Origin of the sequence: Streptomyces sp. NPDC020884 (assembly GCF_044333935.1) — a bacterium.
Classification (GTDB): domain Bacteria; phylum Actinomycetota; class Actinomycetes; order Streptomycetales; family Streptomycetaceae; genus Streptomyces.
Genome location: NZ_JBIRRY010000008.1, coordinates 1 through 17,525 on the forward strand (window position 1 = coordinate 1; position 17,525 = coordinate 17,525).

Annotated in this window: 14 protein-coding genes; 7 read left to right on the plus strand and 7 right to left on the minus strand. The window is 72.9% G+C overall.

All coding sequences use genetic code 11. The features are described from left to right. Positions 1-412: 412 nt before the first annotated feature. Positions 413-862 (plus strand): PTS glucose transporter subunit IIA, encoded by a 450-nt coding sequence (locus ACH4UK_RS23600; RefSeq protein WP_398359267.1) that lies wholly within the window; start codon positions 413-415, stop codon positions 860-862. A 76-nt stretch (positions 863-938) separates the two neighbouring features. After that, on the plus strand, positions 939-2,609 hold the full coding sequence (ptsP, locus tag ACH4UK_RS23605; protein ID WP_398359268.1) for a phosphoenolpyruvate--protein phosphotransferase: 1,671 nt from the start codon (positions 939-941) through the stop codon (positions 2,607-2,609). Positions 2,610-2,678: 69 nt separating this feature from the next. On the opposite strand, the gene ACH4UK_RS23610 is transcribed toward ptsP, so the two are convergent. Both ACH4UK_RS23610 and ACH4UK_RS23615 read right to left on the minus strand, forming a co-directional pair. Then, positions 2,679-3,626 carry a hypothetical protein gene (locus tag ACH4UK_RS23610; protein WP_398359270.1) on the minus strand — a complete coding sequence of 316 codons (948 nt, stop codon included), beginning with the start codon at positions 3,624-3,626 and terminating at the stop codon, positions 2,679-2,681. 63 nt (positions 3,627-3,689) lie between these two features. Then, on the minus strand, positions 3,690-5,669 hold the full coding sequence (locus ACH4UK_RS23615) for an acetoacetate--CoA ligase (protein ID WP_398359272.1): 1,980 nt from the start codon (positions 5,667-5,669) through the stop codon (positions 3,690-3,692). A gap of 217 nt (positions 5,670-5,886) precedes the next feature. On the opposite strand from ACH4UK_RS23615, the gene ACH4UK_RS23620 reads away from it, so the two are divergent. Further along, complete coding sequence (locus tag ACH4UK_RS23620; protein ID WP_398359274.1) at positions 5,887-8,244, plus strand: glycoside hydrolase family 31 protein; 2,358 nt, start codon at positions 5,887-5,889, stop codon at positions 8,242-8,244. Positions 8,245-8,628: 384 nt separating this feature from the next. On the opposite strand, the gene ACH4UK_RS23625 is transcribed toward ACH4UK_RS23620, so the two are convergent. Then, entirely contained in the window at positions 8,629-9,192 is a 564-nt protein-coding gene (locus ACH4UK_RS23625; protein ID WP_398359276.1) for an NUDIX domain-containing protein, read from the minus strand. A 103-nt stretch (positions 9,193-9,295) separates the two neighbouring features. On the opposite strand from ACH4UK_RS23625, the gene ACH4UK_RS23630 reads away from it, so the two are divergent. From ACH4UK_RS23630 to ACH4UK_RS23645, 4 genes are all read left to right on the plus strand, one after another. Beyond that, on the plus strand, positions 9,296-10,093 hold the full coding sequence (locus tag ACH4UK_RS23630) for a M15 family metallopeptidase (protein WP_398359929.1): 798 nt from the start codon (positions 9,296-9,298) through the stop codon (positions 10,091-10,093). Positions 10,094-10,222: 129 nt separating this feature from the next. After that, entirely contained in the window at positions 10,223-10,585 is a 363-nt protein-coding gene (locus tag ACH4UK_RS23635) for a DUF962 domain-containing protein (RefSeq protein WP_359630523.1), read from the plus strand. A gap of 108 nt (positions 10,586-10,693) precedes the next feature. Continuing rightward, complete coding sequence (locus ACH4UK_RS23640; protein ID WP_398359930.1) at positions 10,694-11,155, plus strand: Zn-ribbon domain-containing OB-fold protein; 462 nt, start codon at positions 10,694-10,696, stop codon at positions 11,153-11,155. Further along, the gene (locus ACH4UK_RS23645; protein WP_398359278.1) at positions 11,152-12,342 is read left to right on the plus strand and encodes a lipid-transfer protein; all 1,191 of its coding nucleotides are present in this window, start codon (positions 11,152-11,154) and stop codon (positions 12,340-12,342) included. The genes ACH4UK_RS23640 and ACH4UK_RS23645 overlap by 4 nt, the downstream gene beginning before the upstream one ends. A 149-nt stretch (positions 12,343-12,491) precedes the next feature. On the opposite strand, the gene ACH4UK_RS23650 is transcribed toward ACH4UK_RS23645, so the two are convergent. From ACH4UK_RS23650 to ACH4UK_RS23665, 4 genes are read right to left on the minus strand one after another with little or no spacing between them, the layout of a single operon-like run. Then, a complete protein-coding gene (locus tag ACH4UK_RS23650; protein WP_398359280.1) occupies positions 12,492-13,100 on the minus strand; it encodes a GTP-binding protein in 609 nt (202 codons plus the stop codon). Further along, complete coding sequence (locus ACH4UK_RS23655) at positions 13,081-13,518, minus strand: DUF742 domain-containing protein (RefSeq protein ID WP_398359282.1); 438 nt, start codon at positions 13,516-13,518, stop codon at positions 13,081-13,083. The genes ACH4UK_RS23650 and ACH4UK_RS23655 overlap by 20 nt, the downstream gene beginning before the upstream one ends. Before the next feature lie 11 nt (positions 13,519-13,529). Beyond that, positions 13,530-13,973 (minus strand): roadblock/LC7 domain-containing protein, encoded by a 444-nt coding sequence (locus ACH4UK_RS23660; RefSeq protein ID WP_398359283.1) that lies wholly within the window; start codon positions 13,971-13,973, stop codon positions 13,530-13,532. Beyond that, the gene (locus ACH4UK_RS23665) at positions 13,970-16,972 is read right to left on the minus strand and encodes a nitrate- and nitrite sensing domain-containing protein (protein WP_398359285.1); all 3,003 of its coding nucleotides are present in this window, start codon (positions 16,970-16,972) and stop codon (positions 13,970-13,972) included. The genes ACH4UK_RS23660 and ACH4UK_RS23665 overlap by 4 nt, the downstream gene beginning before the upstream one ends. Positions 16,973-17,525: the final 553 nt, after the last annotated feature.

Here is a 17,525-nt window from a genome sequence, read left to right on the forward strand (position 1 = left end):
TCTATCAGACTCTTTCGCGTCCGATTCCCGGCCGAAGCGGGTCAAGCAGTTTTCGCTTTCCAGGTTCTTCGCTTTCGCGTTTTCCCTTTCCGGCGGGACCGACTCTATCAGGCCTTTTCCGTTTCCCTTGACCACGTCCTGCGGGCATGCCGAAGAAAGGTTCAGAGTTAGGATCTGGGCTTGAAGGTCGCCGCCGACCCCCGACTCAAAGTCGCGTTGGGGTCAGGCAGGAGTACGACAGTACAGGTCGCCGAGAGTCGAGGCAAATCGTTTCTGGTGCACCCCTAGGTCCGCCAAGCGGTAGGTCTCGGGCGGAACCGGGACTTCATATGACTTACTCTGCTGAGCAGTACGCCGTCCCCCATCAGTCGCGGCGGCGACACCTGAATCTCCACCCCCTGGGAGGCTCCCCATGACCAACGTGACGTCCCCTCTTGCTGGACGCGCCATCGGGCTCACCGCGGTTCCCGACCCGGTCTTCTCCGGCGCGATGGTCGGTCCCGGCACCGCCATCGACCCCGTACGCGAACCCTCCGAGGCCGTGTCCCCGGTCGACGGCATCGTCGTCTCCCTGCACCCCCACGCGTTCGTCGTCGTCGACGCGGACGGGCACGGGGTCCTGACGCACCTGGGCATCGACACCGTCCAGCTCAACGGCGAGGGCTTCGAGCTTCTCGTGAACAAGGGGGACACGGTGACCCGCGGCCAGAGCATCGTGCGCTGGGACCCGGCCGGCGTCGAGGCGGCCGGCAAGTCACCCATCTGCCCGATCGTGGCCCTGGAAGCCACCGCGGAGGCGCTCTCCGAGGTGCGCGAGGACGGCGACGTGAAGGTCGGCGACACACTGTTCGGCTGGCAGTGACGCCTCGGGCGCAGTGACAAGCCAGTTGCACAACCACCGCGGTGACTCGGTCGCCGCACAACCGGAGACGGGTGAAATGGAGACAACGCTGCGAGGCGTCGGCGTGAGCCACGGTGTGGCCATCGGCGAGGTTCGGCACATGGGTACAGCGGTGCTGGAGCCGCCGGCCAAATCGATTCCCGCCGAGGAGGCCGGTCGCGAACAGGGGCGTGCCCGGCAGGCGGTGGAGGCGGTCGCGGCCGATCTGATCGCGCGCGGCAATCTGGCCGGCGGCGAGGCACAGCACGTGCTCGAGGCGCAGGCCATGATGGCGCAGGACCCCGAGCTGATGTCCGATGTCGATCGGCGCATCGCCGTGGGCAGCACCGCCGAGCGGGCCGTGTACGACGCGTTCGCCGCGTACCGGGCGCTGCTCGCCAATGCCGGGGAGTACCTGGCGGGGCGGGTCGCGGACCTCGACGACGTACGGAACCGGATCGTGGCGCGCCTGCTCGGTGTGCCGATGCCCGGTGTGCCGGACAGCGACGAGCCGTACGTGCTGATCGCGCGCGACCTGGCGCCGGCCGACACCGCGCTGCTCGACCCGACGCTGGTGCTCGGCTTCGTCACCGAGGAGGGCGGGCCGACCAGCCACAGCGCCATCCTGGCGCGGGCGCTCGGCGTTCCGGCCGTGGTGGCGCTGCCCGGCGCCGGTGAACTGGCCGAGGGCACGGTCGTCGCGGTGGACGGCAGCACCGGCGAGATCTTCGTCGACCCGAGCGACGAGAAGCGCGCCGAACTGGAGAGTGCGGCCGCCGCGCGCAAGGCGGCGCTGTCCGCATCGACCGGTCCCGGCGCCACGTCGGACGGGCACAAGGTGCCGCTGCTCGCCAACGTCGGCGGTCCGGGCGATGTGCCCGCGGCGGTCGAGGCGGGCGCCGAGGGTGTCGGGCTGTTCCGGACGGAGTTCCTGTTCCTGGACGACAGCAAGCAGGCTCCTTCCGAGGAGAAGCAGATCGCGGCCTACCGCGCGGTGCTGGAGGCGTTCCCCGAGGGGCGGGTCGTCGTGCGCGTGCTGGACGCCGGTGCGGACAAGCCGCTGGACTTCCTGACGCCTGCCGACGAGCCGAACCCCGCGCTCGGCGTCCGCGGGCTGCGCAGCCTGCTGGACCACCCCGATGTGCTGCGTACCCAGCTGACCTCGCTGGCGAAGGCCGCCGAGGGGCTGCCGGTGTACCTGGAGGTCATGGCCCCCATGGTGGCCGACCGCATCGACGCCAAGGCGTTCGCTGACGCGTGCCGCGAGGCCGGGTTGCGGGCGAAGTTCGGCGCGATGGTGGAGATTCCGTCGGCCGCTCTGCGGGCGCGGTCGATCCTGCAGGAGGTGGAGTTCCTGTCGCTGGGCACCAACGACCTGGCGCAGTACACCTTCGCGGCCGACCGTCAGGTGGGCGCGGTGTCGCGGCTCCAGGATCCGTGGCAGCCCGCGCTGCTGGATCTGGTGTCGCTGTCCGCCGAGGCCGCCCGTGCCGAGGGCAAGAGCTGCGGTGTGTGCGGTGAAGCCGCGGCCGATCCGCTGCTGGCCTGTGTGCTGACGGGTCTGGGGGTCACCTCGCTCTCCATGGGCGCCGCGTCCATTCCCTATGTGCGGGCCACGCTGGCCAAGTACACGCTGGCGCAGTGCGAGCGTGCGGCGAACGCCGCGCGTTCCGCCGACTCCGCCGACGAGGCGCGCAGCGCCGCTCAGGCTGTGCTGTCCGGCGAGTAGCCGGGGCAGGTGTGTGCCGGGAGGGGCTTTCCGCCGTCGGGCGGGAAGCCCCTCCCGCTGTGTGGGGTCTCAGTGGTGGGGCTCCGCCGGGTCGGCTCCGATGTCGAATCCCGCGCAGTACTCCACCCCGGATTCCGGGGAGAGGGGCTCTCCGGTGTCCGCGTCGGTGCAGTAGGCGTTGAAGACCTCGCCGGCGGTGAGCGGGGCGAGTGCGCCGTGGGCCAGCCGCCAGCCGTGGACACGGTCCGGGCTGTCGGGGGCGCTGGTGCGCAGGACGACTCCCCCGCGTGATTCCAGGGCGATGGCCACGGCGAGGACGGAGGCGAACTCCGCGCCCTCCGCGCTGTCGAGGCGGGCCGGTCCTGCGGTGTCGCGGTGGGTGTGGAGCACGGCCAGGAGCTGGTCGTTGTCCGTCGGGGTGCTGCATACCAGGTGGTGGGCGCCCGGTCCCGCCGTTTCCAGCAGGCGCATGAGGAGGTGCGATGCGCGGTCGAAGGCCGCGCGTCCGATGTCCTGGCCGCAGTCGGCGCAGGTGCCGAGGTCGGCGAGGAGGAGGGTGGCGTACTCCCAGGTGGCCCGGCGGACCGCGCGGGAGACGAGGACGGGGATGAGGTCGCTCAGGCGTTGGCCGGTGTAGGCGACCGTGGCTCCGGCGGCGGCGATCTCCGCGGTGAAGCGGCTGCGGCTCGCGCCGGTGTCGGCTTCGAGGCCCGATTCGGCGCAGAACTCCGCGTAGTCCTCCGGGTCGAAGAGGGCGACGGTGGTGTGCACGCCCTGGCTCGCGAGCGCCTTGAGCAGGCCCTCGACCTGCTGGAGATAGACGGTGTGGTCGTCGAAGGCGAAGGTGCGGTAGCGCCGCATGGCCGCGAAGTCCTGTGCGTCGGCCAGCAGGCCGATGGTGCTGGGTGCTTCGCGGCGTAGCGTGCGTCGCATGGTGGCGCCGGACTTCGTGCCGTGCTTCGTGCCGGGCTTCGTGTGGTGGGTGGAGCCGTGGTCGGTGTGGCCGGTGTGCGCCATGTGTCCCCCTGTGCGCGGTGAATCCTTGCTCACTCAGCGTAATCAGGGGGACTGACAGCCGGTCTATCGGCGGCGGCTCGCGGCCAGTTCGGCGTAGAAGCGGAGGAGGTCGAGGTTGTCGACGGAGCCCGGGTTGACCGCCTTGGCCATCTCGGTTCCCTGGAGCAGGCGCTTGACCGGAACCTCGATGCGCTTGCCGGTGAGGGTGTGCGGGATGCCGGGGACCTCGATGACCTCGTCCGGCACGTGGCGCGGGGAGAGGTTCTCGCGGATGGTCCGCTTGATGGCGGCGCGCAGGTCGTCGTCGAGGGTCGCGCCCTCGGCGAGGTGGACGAAGAGCGGCATCCAGTAGCCGCCGTCGGGTTCTTCGAGGCCGATGACGAGGGATTCGCGGATCTCGGGGAGGCGTTCGACGGCCTCGTAGATGTCGGCGGAGCCCATGCGGACGCCCTGGCGGTTCAGGGTGGAGTCGGAGCGGCCGTGGATGATCACCGAGCCGCGCTCGGTGATGGTGATCCAGTCGCCGTGCCGCCAGACGCCGGGGTACATGTCGAAGTAGCTGTCGTGGTAGCGGCTGCCGTCGGGGTCGTTCCAGAAGCGGATCGGCATGGAGGGCAGGGGGTTGGTGACGACGAGTTCGCCGACCTCGCCGGTCAGCGGTTTGCCCGACGGGTCCCAGGACTGGAGGTCGATGCCGAGGCAGGGGGCCTGGAGCTCGCCGATGTGGACGGGGAGGGTGGGGACGGCCCCGGCGAAGCAGCTGCAGACGTCGGTGCCGCCGCTGACGGAGGCGATCCAGAGGTCTTCGGCCACCTCGTCGTGGAGCCAGCGGAAGCCGTCGGGCGGGAGCGGGGAGCCGGTGGTGGCGACGCACTGGACGCGGGAGAGGTCGAAGTCGCGGCCCGGGTGGACGTCGGCCTTGCGGCAGGCCATGACGTACGAGGCGGAGGTGCCGAAGAGGGTGGCGCCGGTCTGTTCGGCGACCCGCCACTGGGCGCTGACGTCGGGGTAGCCGGGGCTGCCGTCGTACAGGACGACGGTGGTGCCGGTGAGGAGGCCGGAGACGAGGAAGTTCCACATCATCCAGCCGGTGGAGGTGTACCAGAAGAAGCGGTCCTCGGGTCCGAGGTCGCAGTGCAGGCCGATCTGCTTGAAGTGTTCGAGCAGGATGCCGCCCTGGGACTGGACGATGGCCTTGGGCAGGCCGGTGGTGCCGGAGGAGTAGAGGACCCACAGCGGGTGTTCGAAGGGGACCTGCTCGAAGACCGGTTCGGTGTCGGCGGAGGTGAGGGCGGCCCAGGCGAGCGCGCCTTCGGGGGCGTCGGTGCCCAGCAGCGGGATGTGGACGACGGCGCGCAGGGTGGGCAGTTCGCGGCGGAGCTCGGCGACGGTCGCGGTGCGGTCGTGTTCCTTGCCGCCGTAGCGGTAGCCGTCGACGGTGAACAGGACGACGGGTTCGATCTGCTGGAAGCGGTCGAGGACGCTGCGGGCGCCGAAGTCGGGGGCGCAGGAGGTCCAGACCCCGCCGACGGCGGCGGTGGCGAGGAAGGCGACGAGGGCCTGCGGGATGTTGGGGAGGTAGCCGCTGACGCGGTCGCCGGGGGTGACGCCCAGGGCGCGGAGTTCGGCGGCGAGCGAGCCGACCTGGCGGCGGAGTTCGGCCCAGCTGACGGGGGTCTGGGTGTGGGTCTCGTCGACGTACAGCAGGGCGGGGGTGTCCGCGCGGGCCGGGTCCTCGGCGGTGCGCAGGGCGTGCTCGGCGTAGTTGAGGGTGGCGCCGGGGAACCAGGTGGCGCCGGGCATCGCGCGGTTGCCGAGGACGCTCTCGTACGGGGTGGAGAAGCGGATGTCGAACCATTCGGCGACGGCGCGCCAGAAGGTGTCGAGCTCGTCGACGGACCAGCGGTGCAGCGCCGCGTAGCCGCCCTCGGCCGGGGCGCCGTACCGGGTCGCGGCCCAGTTCTGGAAGCGGGTGACGGCCGCGGCCTCGATGCGGTCGGGGCCGGGCTGCCAGAGGGGCGTCTCGGGCGTGGCTTCGGTCATGGGGCGGCTCCCTGGCTGTACGGGTACGCGGGGTGGGCGTGTCGGCGCGCACGGGCTGGGGTGTGCGCGTGAGCGGCTGACACGGACGATGCCATGTGATCGTCTTCGGCACCAGGGTGGCCCCGTCGTCAGCGGTTCCGTCCCGCGGGGGCCGGCGCGGGTGAACGGGAGTTGAACGGGAGGTTCTGCGGGTCGGACGGGTGGCAGGGTGTGCGCCATGGACGGTCGTGACCTGGTGCGTCGGGTGAGGTTGGTCGGTTCGGTGCGGGGGCTGCGCACGGTGTGCTCGGCCTGGCGGCGCCGGTCGGCGGATGCGGCGGCGCTGCCGGCGCGCGGGCCGGAGCGGGCCCGGGTGCCGGGCGCGCTGACGGGTGCGGAGCCGGGGCCGGGCGGGGGCGTGGTGCGGTTCGCCCGTTCGGAGCTGCGCATCCGTGTGTCGGTGGGCGGTGCGGTGTTCTGGGCGTGGGACGGGGCGGAGCCGCTGCCGTCGTACGCGGTGCCGGGCGAGGCGCCCGCGCCGGATCCGCGGGCGGTGCTGGAGCCGGACAAGGACGGCGGCTGGCAGGTGGTCTCGGAGCGGCTGACGGTGGTGGTGTCGCGGACCGGGGCGGTGGAGCTGCGGACGCCCGGCGGGCTGCTGCTGCGGCGTGAGCTGCCGCCGCGCTGGTGGGAGCCGGTGGGCGGGGGGCCGGTGCGGTGGGTGCAGCGCTCCGAGGTGCCGGCCGACGCGCGGTTCTTCGGGCTCGGCGGACGGGCGGGCGGGCCTCGGTTGCGGGACGGGGTGTACGGGCTGTGGAACACCGATCCGGGTGGGCGTTTCGGTCCGGGGGACGATCCGCTGTATCTGACGATGCCGGTGCAGGTGGTGGTGTCGGACGCGGGGACGCATCTGGCGTTCCACGACAACAGCTGGGCGGGGCGGGTGGTACTGCGGGAGGGCGAGGAGGGCGCGGGCTCGGGGCACGACCGGCCGGGGACGTGCGAGGTGCGGATGGAGGGCGGTCCGCTGCGCTGCTGGGTGGTGGCGGGGACGCCGGCCCGGGTGCTCCAGGGGTGGACGGCACTGACGGGTGCGCCGGCGCTGCCGCCGTCCTGGGCGCTGGGGCCGCAGCACGCCCGGTGGGGGTTCGGCGATGAGCGGGAGGTGCGGCGGATCGTCGACGGGTACCGGGAGCGGGGGCTGCCGTTGTCCGTGCTGCATCTGGACATCGATCACTACGACGAGCACCGGGTGTTCACGGTGGACCGGGAGCGGTTTCCCGCGTTGCCCGCGCTGGCGAAGGAGCTGCGCGCGGACGGGGTGCGGTTGGTGTCGATCGTGGATCCGGCGGTGAAGGCGGAGCCGGGCGACGCGGTGTTCGATGCGGGGCGGGCGGTCGGAGAGCGTGGTGCGTACGTCCGGGACGCGCGGGGCCGGGTGGTGGTCGGCGAGGTGTGGCCGGGGGCGTGCGTCTTTCCGGACTTCACTGATCCGCTTGTGCGGGATTGGTGGGGATCTCTGTACGAGGAGCGGCTTGCGCAGGGGTTCTCGGGGGTCTGGCACGACATGAACGAGCCGGTGTCCTTCGCGGCGTTCGGGGATCCTTCGCTGCCGCGTTCGGCCCGGCATGTGCTGGAGGGCGCCGGTGGCGATCATCGCGAGGCGCACAACGTGTACGCGCTGGCGATGGCGCGGGCGGGGTACGAGGGGCTGCTCCGGCTGCGTCCCGAGGAGCGGCCGTTCCTCTTCTCGCGGTCGGGCTGGGCGGGGATGCAGAGGTACGGGGGCACCTGGTCCGGTGATGTGTCGACCGGGTGGCCGGGTTTGCGGGCGTCGTTGTCGCTGGTGGTGGGGCTCGGGCTGTGCGGGGTGCCGTACTCGGGTCCGGATGTGGGCGGGTTCGACGGGTTCCCGTCGCCGGAGCTGTATCTGCGGTGGTTCCAGCTCGGGGCGTATCTGCCGTTGTTCCGGACGCATGCGGCGATCGACGCGGGGCGGCGGGAGCCGTGGGAGTTCGGGCCCGAGGTGCTGGAGCACGCGCGGGCCGCGCTGGTGGAGCGGGAGCGGCTGCACCCGTACTTCGTGACGCTGTCGCAGGTGGCGCGGCTGACGGGCGCGCCCTATGTGCGGCCGGTGTGGTGGGGGGCGCCGGGCGACCGGGCGCTGCGGGAGTGCGAGGACGCGTTCCTGCTGGGCGACGCGCTGCTGGTGGCTCCGGTGCTGGAGCCGGGGACGCTGCGGCGGGCGGTGCGGCTGCCCCGGGGCCGGTGGTACGACACGGCGACCGGGCAGGCGTACGAGGGTCCGGGCCAGGTCCTGGTCGATGCCCCGCGGTCCCGGGTGCCGGTGCTGGCGAGGGCCGGCGCGGTGATTCCGGTGCGGGGTGCGGACGGTGGGCCGGAGTTGGAGGTGTGGGCGCCCGCGCCGGGGCACACCGGCGGCGGGCTGGTGGTGCGGGACCCGGGCGACGGGTGGGCGGAGGCGGAGGTCGAGCGGTATGTGACGCGGTGGGAGGGGGACCGCGTGGTGGTGGAGCGGGACGGCGGGGAGGGCGGGGTCGACTGTCCGGTGCGGGTGAGGGGGGCGGGGGGCTAGGGCCCGTCCTGCGGCAGCGCGGCCTCCGGGCCGGTCCGGAGGCCGCCCGTTCAGAGGGCGCGGGGGCGGGGGGGGGGGCTCGTCCTGCGCGAGCACGCCTTCGGGGCGGTCGTGGTGGCGGGGGCCCGGCCCGCCGAGTGGGTGGTGTGCGGGCTCTGGTCCGGCTGTACGCACCGGGGGCGTACGGCCCGGCGTGCGGCCGGGGGCGGGGCCCGGCGTGCGGCCCGGCGTGCGGCCCGGTGCGCGGCCCGGCGTGCGGCCGGGGGCGGGGGCCGATCGGCGAAGCGCGGGGCCTGGCGTGCGGCCTGGCGCGGGGCCCGGCTCCTCAGCCGCGGCGAGACGCGGGGCCGAGGGCCGCGCGGCCCCACGTGCCGCCCGGCCCCCTCAGCCCTGCCGGCCGGCGAACCAGGCGTCGGCGGCCTCCGTGTGCAGGGGGAAGGCCAGGGGGCGCGGGCCGTACAGGATGGCGTAGCCGGATGTCTCGTCGGTGGGGGTCGAGGGCGGGAGGCTTGCCAGGGGGCGGGGCGGGAGGAGGCCGAAGACCAGGAGGTGGCCCGCGGTGTCGCTGAGGACGTCGGCGAGGCGGACGTCTTCAGCGACGGCCTCGATGCCGGTCTCCTCGCGCAGTTCGCGGACGACCGCCGTGCGCCAGTCCTCGGCGTGGTCGATGAACCCGCCCGGCAGCGCCGTGCCGCCCTTCTGCGGCTCGATGGTGCGGGTGATGACGACGAGTCCGGTGGAGCGCGGGCCGGTGACGGGGAGCAGGGCCACCGCGACCGGGAGCGGGTTGCGGTAGGCGGTGGTTGCGCAGTGCGGGCAGGTGCGGGGCCAGGCGTCGGCCGAGGGGAGCGCGGTGTACGGGGCTCCGCACGTGCCGCAGTGGGAGTCCCGCGTGTGCCGGGGCGGCTGCGGGGCGGTCGGGGAGGGCTTGTCGAGGGGTTCGGACACGGGCGGACTGTATCGAACGGTCCCGCCCCGCTTCCCCGGGGCCGCCCGGTCGCGTCCTCTCCCGGAGGCCGCGAAGCTGATGGACGATGTGGCCATGACAGGAATGCGTAACGCTCTCCGTGCCCTGGCCGCCGCGGCCGCCGCCCTCCTCGCCGTGACCGCCCTCTCCCCCTCGGCGCAGGCGCGCCCCGAGCCGGAAGCCCCCGAGGAGTTCGTGTCGCTGCGCTCGGTGGATCCGACGATCCTTCAGGAGATGCGCTACACCACGGCGCACACCTTCCTGGGCGAGCGGGTGGAGGGGTACCGGCAGCCGGTCTGCATCCTGACCCGGCCGGCCGCCCGCGCCCTGCACCGGGCGCAGCAGCGGCTGCTGCGGCAGGGGTACTCGCTGAAGGTGTACGACTGCTACCGGCCGCAGCGAGCGGTCGACCACTTCGTGCGGTGGGCGAAGGATCTGGAAGACCAGTCCATGAAGGGGGAGTTCTATCCGCTGGTCGACAAGTCCCGGCTGTTCGAGGACGGTTACATCGCGGAGAAGTCCGGGCACAGCCGGGGCAGCACGGTGGATCTGACGCTCGTCGAGCTTCCCGCCCTGCCGACCAGGCCGTACCGTCCGGGTGAGCGGCTGACTCCCTGCTTCGCGCCGGAGGGTGAGCGGTTTCCCGACAACTCGGTGGACATGGGCACGGGTTACGACTGCTTCGACACCCTGTCGCACACGGACGATCCCCGGATACAGGGGATCCAGCGGGCCAACCGGCAGCTTCTGAAGGGGGCGTTGACCGCCGCGGGGTTCGTGAACCTGCCCGAGGAGTGGTGGCACTTCACCTACACGCCGGAGCCGTTCCCGAGCACGTACTTCGACTTCCCGGTGCACCGCCGCTCGGTCGCCGGCCACTGACGGACGGGCCGCCCCGAGGGGCGGGGAACGGGCGACCGGGACCACCCCCGTGGGCTCCGGCCGCCCGTTCTTCCATTCGGACGCGAAAGGGGCGTGTTCGGTTGCCGATCGGGCGGCTACGGTGCCCGTATGTCACAGCAGACGTTCGATACGTATGAGGAATTCTGGCCGTACTACGTCGCGATGCACTCCCGGGCCGCCACCCGCTGGGTCCATCTGACCGGCACCCTGACCGGGCTCGCGATCTCCGCATACGGGCTGGCGCGCGGCCGGAAGCGCTACCTGGCGGCCCTGCCGTTGATCGGGTACGGCACGGCGTGGCCGGCTCACTTCCTGATCGAGAAGAACAACCCGGCCACGTTCGGGCATCCGGTGTGGTCGCTGCGGGGGGACGCGCAGATGATCCGGACGATGCTCGCGGGCCGGGACGCGGAGCTGGCGGAGACCGCGGCGAAGTGGCTGGCCGAGCACGGCGGGGACGGGCGCGGCTGAGGCCGCCGGGCCGGACCCCTCGCCGGGGAAGGGCACCCGTGGCACACTTCTGACGTTCCGTCAGATCCAGTGCCGGGAGGGGCTTTGCCGCGTACACGTACACCCGTGGTGGCCGGTTGGTTCACCGAGGACGCCGCGGAGGAGGACTTCCGGCTGCTGGGCACCCGCTGCTCCGGCTGCCGGTCGGTCCACTTCCCCCGGGAGGACGGCCACTGCCGCAATCCGTGCTGCCCCGGGGGCGATCTGGCGGAGGTGCCGCTCTCGAAGCGGGGCACGGTGTGGTCCTGCACCGACGGGCGCTACCGGCCCCCTCCCCCGTACGTCAGTGATCCCGCCACGCCGTGGACGCCGTACACGCTGGTCGCCGTCGAGCTGGCCGCCGAGCGCATGGTGGTGCTGGGGCAGGCCGCCCCCGGGGTGAGCGTGGCCGATCTGCCCGTCGGCTCGGTGGTGGAGGTGGTGCCCGGCGTGCTGGACGAGGATCCGGCGACGGACACCGTGCACACGACGTGGCACTGGCGGCCCGTCGCGGCGCGTGTCACCGGCGCGGGGCAGGGGGCCGCCTCATGACCGGCGATGTGGCCGTCCTCGGGGCCGGGATGCACCCGTGGGGCAAGTGGGGGCGCGGCTTCGTCACGTACGGCCGGGTCGCCGCGCGGGCCGCGCTCGCGGACGCGGGCATCGGCTGGCCCGAGGTGCGGTCGGTGGTCGGCGCGCAGACGGTGCGCGGGGGCTATCCGGGGTACGTGGCGGGGGCAACGTTCGCACGGGCGCTCGGGTGGCAGGGGGCGCGGGTGGCGTCCGTGTACGCCGCGTGCGCTTCCGGGGCCCAGGCCATCGACACGGCGCGGGCGCAGATCCTGGCGGGGCTGGCGGACGTGGTCCTGGTGGTGGGGGCCGACGCGGCACCCAAGGGGTTCTTCGCCCCGGCCGGCGGGGAACGGCCCGACGACCCGGACTGGCTGCGCTTCCGGGTGCTGGGGGCGACGAACCCGGCGTACTTCGGGCTGTACGCCCGCCGCCGCATGGCGCTGTACGGGGACACACCGGAGGACTTCGCGCTGGTCAAGGTGAAGAACGCGGCGGCGGGGGCGCTGAACGAGTACGCCCGCTACCGCAGTCCGGTGACCGCCGAGGAGGTCGCCGCCTCCGCGGTGGTCGCCGATCCGCTGCGGCTGCTGGACATCTGCGCCACGTCCGACGGGGCCGCCGCCCTGGTGCTGTCCAGCCTGGAGTTCGCGCGGCGGCACGGGGCGCGTGATCCGGTGCGGATCCGGGCCGTCTCCACCGTGACGCCGACCTTCCCGAGGACCGTGCTGGACCTGCCGGACATCGGCACGGACTCGGCGGTGGCGGTGGACCCGTCGCCCGAGAGTTTCCGGGCCTCGATCGCGCGGACCGCGTACGAGGAGGCGGGGATCGGGCCGGAGGACCTCTCGCTGGCCGAGGTCTACGACCTGTCCACGGCCCTGGAGCTGGAGTGGTACGAGGACATCGGGCTGTGCGGTCCGGGCGAGGGGGCGAAGCTCCTGCGCACGGGGGCGACCGCGCTGGGGGGCCGGGTTCCGGTGAACGCGAGCGGCGGTCTGGCCTCGTTCGGCGAGGCGGTCCCCGCCCAGGCCATCGCACAGGTCTGCGAGCTCACGCGGCAGTTGCGCGGACGGGCCGGGGAGCGGCAGGTGCCGGGCGCACGGGTCGGCATCACGGCGAACCAGGGGCTGTTCGGGCACGGCTCAGCGGTGGTCGCGGTCCGCTGAGCCCGGCCGGCCCCGACAGGTTTTCCCTGCCGTTGACTTGACCGATCGTCACGGCAGCAGAACACTCGGGGCCCGGTCCGCCGGACAGCGTGCGGCCCGTACCCCTGTCGGCGGGGGTACGGGCCGCATGTGTGCCAGGACGCCCCGGCTCAGGTCGCGACGGGTTCGCGGGCCCGTGCCGCGCGCTCCAGGGCGTGTTCCACGACCGCGACCAGGACGTCGCGCACGGAGGACCGGTCCCGTGCGTCGCAGCCGAGCACCGGGACCTCCGGGTCGAGGTCCAGGGCGGCCCGCACGGTCTCGGCGGGGAACAGGTCGGCGCCCTCGAACGTGTTGACCGCCACCGTGAACGGGATCTTCCTGCGCTCGAAGTAGTCGACCGCGGCGAAGCAGTCCTCCAGCCGCCGGGTGTCGGCGAGGACGACCGCGCCCAGGGAGCCCTGGGCCAGTTCGTCCCACAGGAACCAGAAGCGGTCCTGGCCCGGTGTGCCGAACAGATAGAGGACCAGGTCCTCGCGGAGGGTGATCCGGCCGAAGTCCATCGCGACCGTGGTGGTGGTCTTGGACTCGACCCCCTCCAGATCGTCCACCGGCCGGCCCGCCTCGCTGAGGCGTTCCTCGGTGCGCAGCGGCCTGATCTCGCTGACCGCGCCGACCGCGGTCGTCTTGCCGACGCCGAACCCTCCCGCCACCAGGATCTTGAGGGTGACGGGCTCGACGGGCCGCTGCTTGACGCGGCTAGAGCGCCCGAAGGCCATTGATTACCTCGCGAAGAATGTTCTCGTCCGGCAGCTCGGCCGGCGGAACGGGACGGGTGACGTGCACCAGCTCGTCCTCGACGAGATCGCCGACCAGAACCCGTACCACCCCTACGGGGAGGTCGAGTTCGGCGGCGAGCTCGGCGATCGACTGGGGCATGTCGCTGCAGAGTTCGACGATCGTCACGTGTTCGGGGGCGAGCGTCTGGTCCCGGCCGGGATCGTCGGCCGCCGGTTCCGGCACGACGAGCGCGATCAGGTCGAGGCGATGACGGGAGGCGCTGCTGGTACGCCCGCGGGTCATCGCGTACGGACGGACCACCGGCCCCGCCTCCGCGTCGTACCACCGCGAGGACTGGGGGTCGACGGTCCCGTCCGGGGATCCGGGGCCGGTGTCCCGGGGGGAGTGAGCGCTCATGCCCGCCACGCTCACCCTCCGGCGGGCAGACCGGTCGTCCGTGGGGCGTTGGCCAGATGGGCCCCCACGCGCTTGACCATCAGCGTCATCTCGTACGCGACCTGGCCCACGTCCGAGTCGGCGTCGGCCAGGACGGCGAGACAGCTGCCGTCGCCCGCGGCCGTGACGAAGAGGAACGCCTCGTCCAGTTCGACGACGGTCTGGCGCACCCGGCCGGCGTCGAAGTGGAGGCCCACGCCCTTGGCGAGGCTGTGGAACCCGGAGGCGACGGCGGCGAGATGCTCGCTGTCCTCGCGGGTCAGGTCCTCCGAGGCGCCGGTGGCGAGTCCGTCGCTGGAGAGCACCAGCGCCTTGCGGATGCTGGCGACGCGCTGGACGAGTTCGTCGAGCAGCCAGTTCAGTTCGCCCGAGCCATGACGTGCTGGGTTGTGTGCTGCGGCGTTCGGTGCGGTCATCGACCGTCCCCTCCCGGAGTGGTTCCTGGTGCTGTGCCGCCGGGGCCGCCGGTGGTCTCGGTGGTCTCAGCGGGTTCTGTGTTCGCCGTGTTCTCGGTGGGGTCGGCGTTCTGCCGGCGGCCGCGCTGCCAGCCGCGCTGGAGCGAGGCCATCCGGTCGCGCACCTCGTCCGCGTCGCGCTCGACGTCGTCGAACGTGTCGACGGGCGGAGCACGGTGCGGGGTGCGGTCCGCGGAGTCCTCACGGAGCTGGGGGGCGAGGCTGGCCTGCCGGACCCGCCGGGGCAGTCCGCCGACGGTGTCGGGGGCCGGTGGGCCGTCCGACGCCGGGGTCGCGCCGCGCCGCGCCCCGGGTGCGGGCGGTGGTTCCGCCGAGCGGGACGGCTCCGTGGCGCGGGACGTCCCGGTGGTGCGGTAGGCGGCGGCTCGCGCGTTCCAGGGGGCGTCGGAGGTACGGGGCCCGTCGGCCGCCCCGGAGGACCTGTCGGCGCTGTGCGGGACCGGCCCGGTGGCCTGCGCCGGGGGCGCGACCGGCGCGTCGCCGGGGGCGTCGACCCGGCGGCCCCGGTCGGTGACCAGCGTCGGCGGGTTGCGGCGGGGCAGCGGCACGGGTCCGGCGGGGCGCATCGGGCGGACCTCCGCCGTGACCTCGTCGCCGTGGTCGCGGGCCTGCTGGTGCTGGTCCCGCTCGCTGTCCCGGCGCGGGCCGCCGGGCTCGTCGCGCCGGGGCTCGCGGTCACCGTCGCGGCGCAGGTCACGGGCGCGGAAGATGCCGCCGCGCTCGCTCTCGGTGTCCTCCAGGTCGGAGACGCCGTCCAGGACGGGGCCGAGGGCCGGGTCCAGGGCCGGATCGGCGGAGCGGTCCAGCGGGTCGCCCGCGAAGTCCAGGGGGCCGACCGGGGCCTCCAACTCGACCGGGCCGTCCAGGACGCCCGGTCCGGTGAGCCCGGTGGGGACCGGCGACAGGACCGCGGACCTGCCGTTGACGCGGCGCTCCCCGCCCGACGGCTTGCTCGGCGCGCCCTGCGCCGCGTCGACGGTCCGGCCGCTGCCGATGGCCCGCTCGGCCCGGCGGTCGAGGCGGAACCCGGTGCCGTGGGTGTCGGGGGCGTCGGTGAGCAGGGCCGCCGGGATGAAGACGACCGCGGTGGTGCCTCCGTACGGCGATTTCTGCAGGGAGACCCGGACGTTCTGCCGCTGGGCGAGCCGGCTGACGACGAACAGACCCAGCCGGTCGGTGTCGGAGAGCTCGAAGTCGGGGGTCTCGGCCAGCCGCAGGTTGGCGTCGAGGAGGACTTCGGGGGGCATGCCGAGACCCCGGTCGTGGATTTCGAGCGTGAAGCCGTTGGAGACGCGTTCGCCGTGCACCTGGACCGCGGTGTGCGGGGGCGAGAAGACGGTGGCGTTCTCCAGGAGTTCGGCGATCAGGTGGGTGAGGTCGGCCACGGCGGGTCCGCCCACGCCGATCCGGGCGAGGCGGCGGACCTCGATGCGGTCGTAGTCCTCGACCTCGGCGACCGCGGCCCGCACCACATCCATCAGCTGGATGGGCTTGCGCCACTGGCGGGAGGGCGCGGCGCCGGAGAGGATCACCAGTCCTTCGGCGTGCCGCCGCATACGGGTGGTGAGGTGGTCGAGGCGGAACAGGTCGGCCAGTTCGTCGCTGTTCTCCGTACGGCGCTCCATCGCGTCCAGCAGGGTGAGCTGGCGGTGCAGGAGGACCTGGTTGCGGCGGGCGAGGTTGACGAAGACCTCGGAGACGCCGCGGCGCATGTCCGCCTGCTTGACCGCGGCCTCGACGGCGGCCCGCTGGAGGGTGTTGAGCGCCTGCCCGACCTGGCCGATCTCGTCGGGTTCGTAGCTGAGGTGCGGGGCCTCGGTCTCGACGTCCACCTGCTCGCCGGAGGCGAGCCGGCGCATGACGCTCGGCAGCCGGACGCCGGAGACCTCGTGGGCGTCCTTGCGCAGCCGGGAGAGGTCGCGGATGAGTTCACGGCCGATGCGCACGGAGACGAAGATCGAGACGATCAGGGCCAGGAAGCCGAGGATTCCGGCGATCCCGGCCTGGGCGAGGACCCGGTAGCCGGCCGGTTCGGCGCGGTCCTGGAAGCGGTTGCCCATCTCCGTGGAGTCGCCCGCCAGCCGGTCGAGGACGGGCACGGCCGCCTCCTCCCAGCGGCCGGCGTCGACGGTGCCGGGGCGCTTCGTGGGGCCGGCGGCGATGAGGCCGTCCTCGGCGGTGCGCAGCGGTTCGGTGTCGGGGCTCCCCCAGAACTGCTCGACGCGTCGGCGTTCGGCGGCGGGGAGGTTCTCCAGGCTGACCTCGTAGAGCAGCTCGCGCTGAGCCACCAGGCCGGATATCTGGCGCAGTTCGGTGGTGGTGAAGCGGCCCGCGATGAGGCCCGAGGCGATCAGCGCGTCCTCGCGCGAGAGCGTCTCCCGGGCCCGGGAGACGCCGACCAGGGCTCGCATCTGCTTGTCCATCGACACGTTCTCCAGGATGTGGAGTCCGTTGAGGAAGCGGTACGAGGGGTCGACGAGGCCGTTGTAGAAGTCCAGCGCCTTCGCCCGGCTGATGGTGCGCTTCTCCACCGAGTCGCGCAGCGCCTCCAGTCCGTCGACGGCGCTGAGGATCGCGTCCAGACGACTGGCGTCGGCGTCGGTCAGGGCCTCGCGGACGTCCTGGGCCCGCGCGTTCTCCCTGACCTCGTCCACGGTGCGGTCGGTGGCGGCGCGTTGGCCCATCAGGACGGGGAGCGCGTCGGAGGCCCGGGGGTCGGCGAGGTACACCAGGGTCTGCCGCCGCTCGGCCTGTACGGCGCGGACGGCGTCCTCCAGGGGGTGGCCGACCTTCTCCACGATGGATCCGGCGTTCATCAGTTCGCCGGCCTGCCGGCCGGTGATGTAGGTGGCGAACACCCACAGGCCTGTGAGGGAGACGAGCGGCACCAGCAGCAACGCCACGATCTTCCTGCGGATGGACTTCCCGCGAAAGCGCATGGCCTCCCCCAGATCGGCCCCGCACCGCGGGGGTAGTCTTCTCCCGGCCGTTCTTCGGCCCTGTGTCAATAAACGGCGCGAGCCTACTACTGACACCGAGACAACTCGAAGACACGTCCGGATGATTTTCAGCCGTCCACCTGGGACTTGATCATGAGTTGTCCTGGTATTCCCGGAGATGAAATTCGCGAAAGCGACAGAGGATACCGACCGGACGTGCTGGTACCGGCACGTATCAGTTGGCTGGAATTCTTCGCTCCGTGACCTTCTGTGCCCTGCGGGCGCTTTTCACGGGAATCTTCGGGACGGGTGGTTCGTCCATATGTACGGGGTAGACGCACGGTGGGGTCGTGCGCGGCAGGACGGACGTGTTCCGCCCGCGTAGAACCGGCGCAAGCCGGGCAGCCACCCTGAAGTCGGACAGTGGTGGGGAGTTGAAGGACCTTGAGCACGCAGGAGCGCGGTAGCGCCGGAGTACCGGCGGCCGCGGGGGTGGACGCCTCGAACGGGGCAGGGATCCCGCGGCAGTTGTGGGTCGAGGAGCCGGCCTCGA

What these genes read in the sequence shown, in the direction of transcription:
- ACH4UK_RS23600 (WP_398359267.1), top strand. Translation starts at nt 413, where the DNA reads ATGACCAACGTGACGTCCCCTCTTGCTGGACGCGCCATCGGGCTCACC.
- ptsP (WP_398359268.1), top strand. Translation starts at nt 939, where the DNA reads ATGGAGACAACGCTGCGAGGCGTCGGCGTGAGCCACGGTGTGGCCATC.
- ACH4UK_RS23610 (WP_398359270.1), bottom strand. Translation starts at nt 3,626, where the DNA reads ATGGCGCACACCGGCCACACCGACCACGGCTCCACCCACCACACGAAG.
- ACH4UK_RS23615 (WP_398359272.1), bottom strand. Translation starts at nt 5,669, where the DNA reads ATGACCGAAGCCACGCCCGAGACGCCCCTCTGGCAGCCCGGCCCCGAC.
- ACH4UK_RS23620 (WP_398359274.1), top strand. Translation starts at nt 5,887, where the DNA reads ATGGACGGTCGTGACCTGGTGCGTCGGGTGAGGTTGGTCGGTTCGGTG.
- ACH4UK_RS23630 (WP_398359929.1), top strand. Translation starts at nt 9,296, where the DNA reads ATGCGTAACGCTCTCCGTGCCCTGGCCGCCGCGGCCGCCGCCCTCCTC.
- ACH4UK_RS23635 (WP_359630523.1), top strand. Translation starts at nt 10,223, where the DNA reads ATGTCACAGCAGACGTTCGATACGTATGAGGAATTCTGGCCGTACTAC.
- ACH4UK_RS23645 (WP_398359278.1), top strand. Translation starts at nt 11,152, where the DNA reads ATGACCGGCGATGTGGCCGTCCTCGGGGCCGGGATGCACCCGTGGGGC.
- ACH4UK_RS23650 (WP_398359280.1), bottom strand. Translation starts at nt 13,100, where the DNA reads ATGGCCTTCGGGCGCTCTAGCCGCGTCAAGCAGCGGCCCGTCGAGCCC.
- ACH4UK_RS23655 (WP_398359282.1), bottom strand. Translation starts at nt 13,518, where the DNA reads ATGAGCGCTCACTCCCCCCGGGACACCGGCCCCGGATCCCCGGACGGG.
- ACH4UK_RS23660 (WP_398359283.1), bottom strand. Translation starts at nt 13,973, where the DNA reads ATGACCGCACCGAACGCCGCAGCACACAACCCAGCACGTCATGGCTCG.
- ACH4UK_RS23665 (WP_398359285.1), bottom strand. Translation starts at nt 16,972, where the DNA reads ATGCGCTTTCGCGGGAAGTCCATCCGCAGGAAGATCGTGGCGTTGCTG.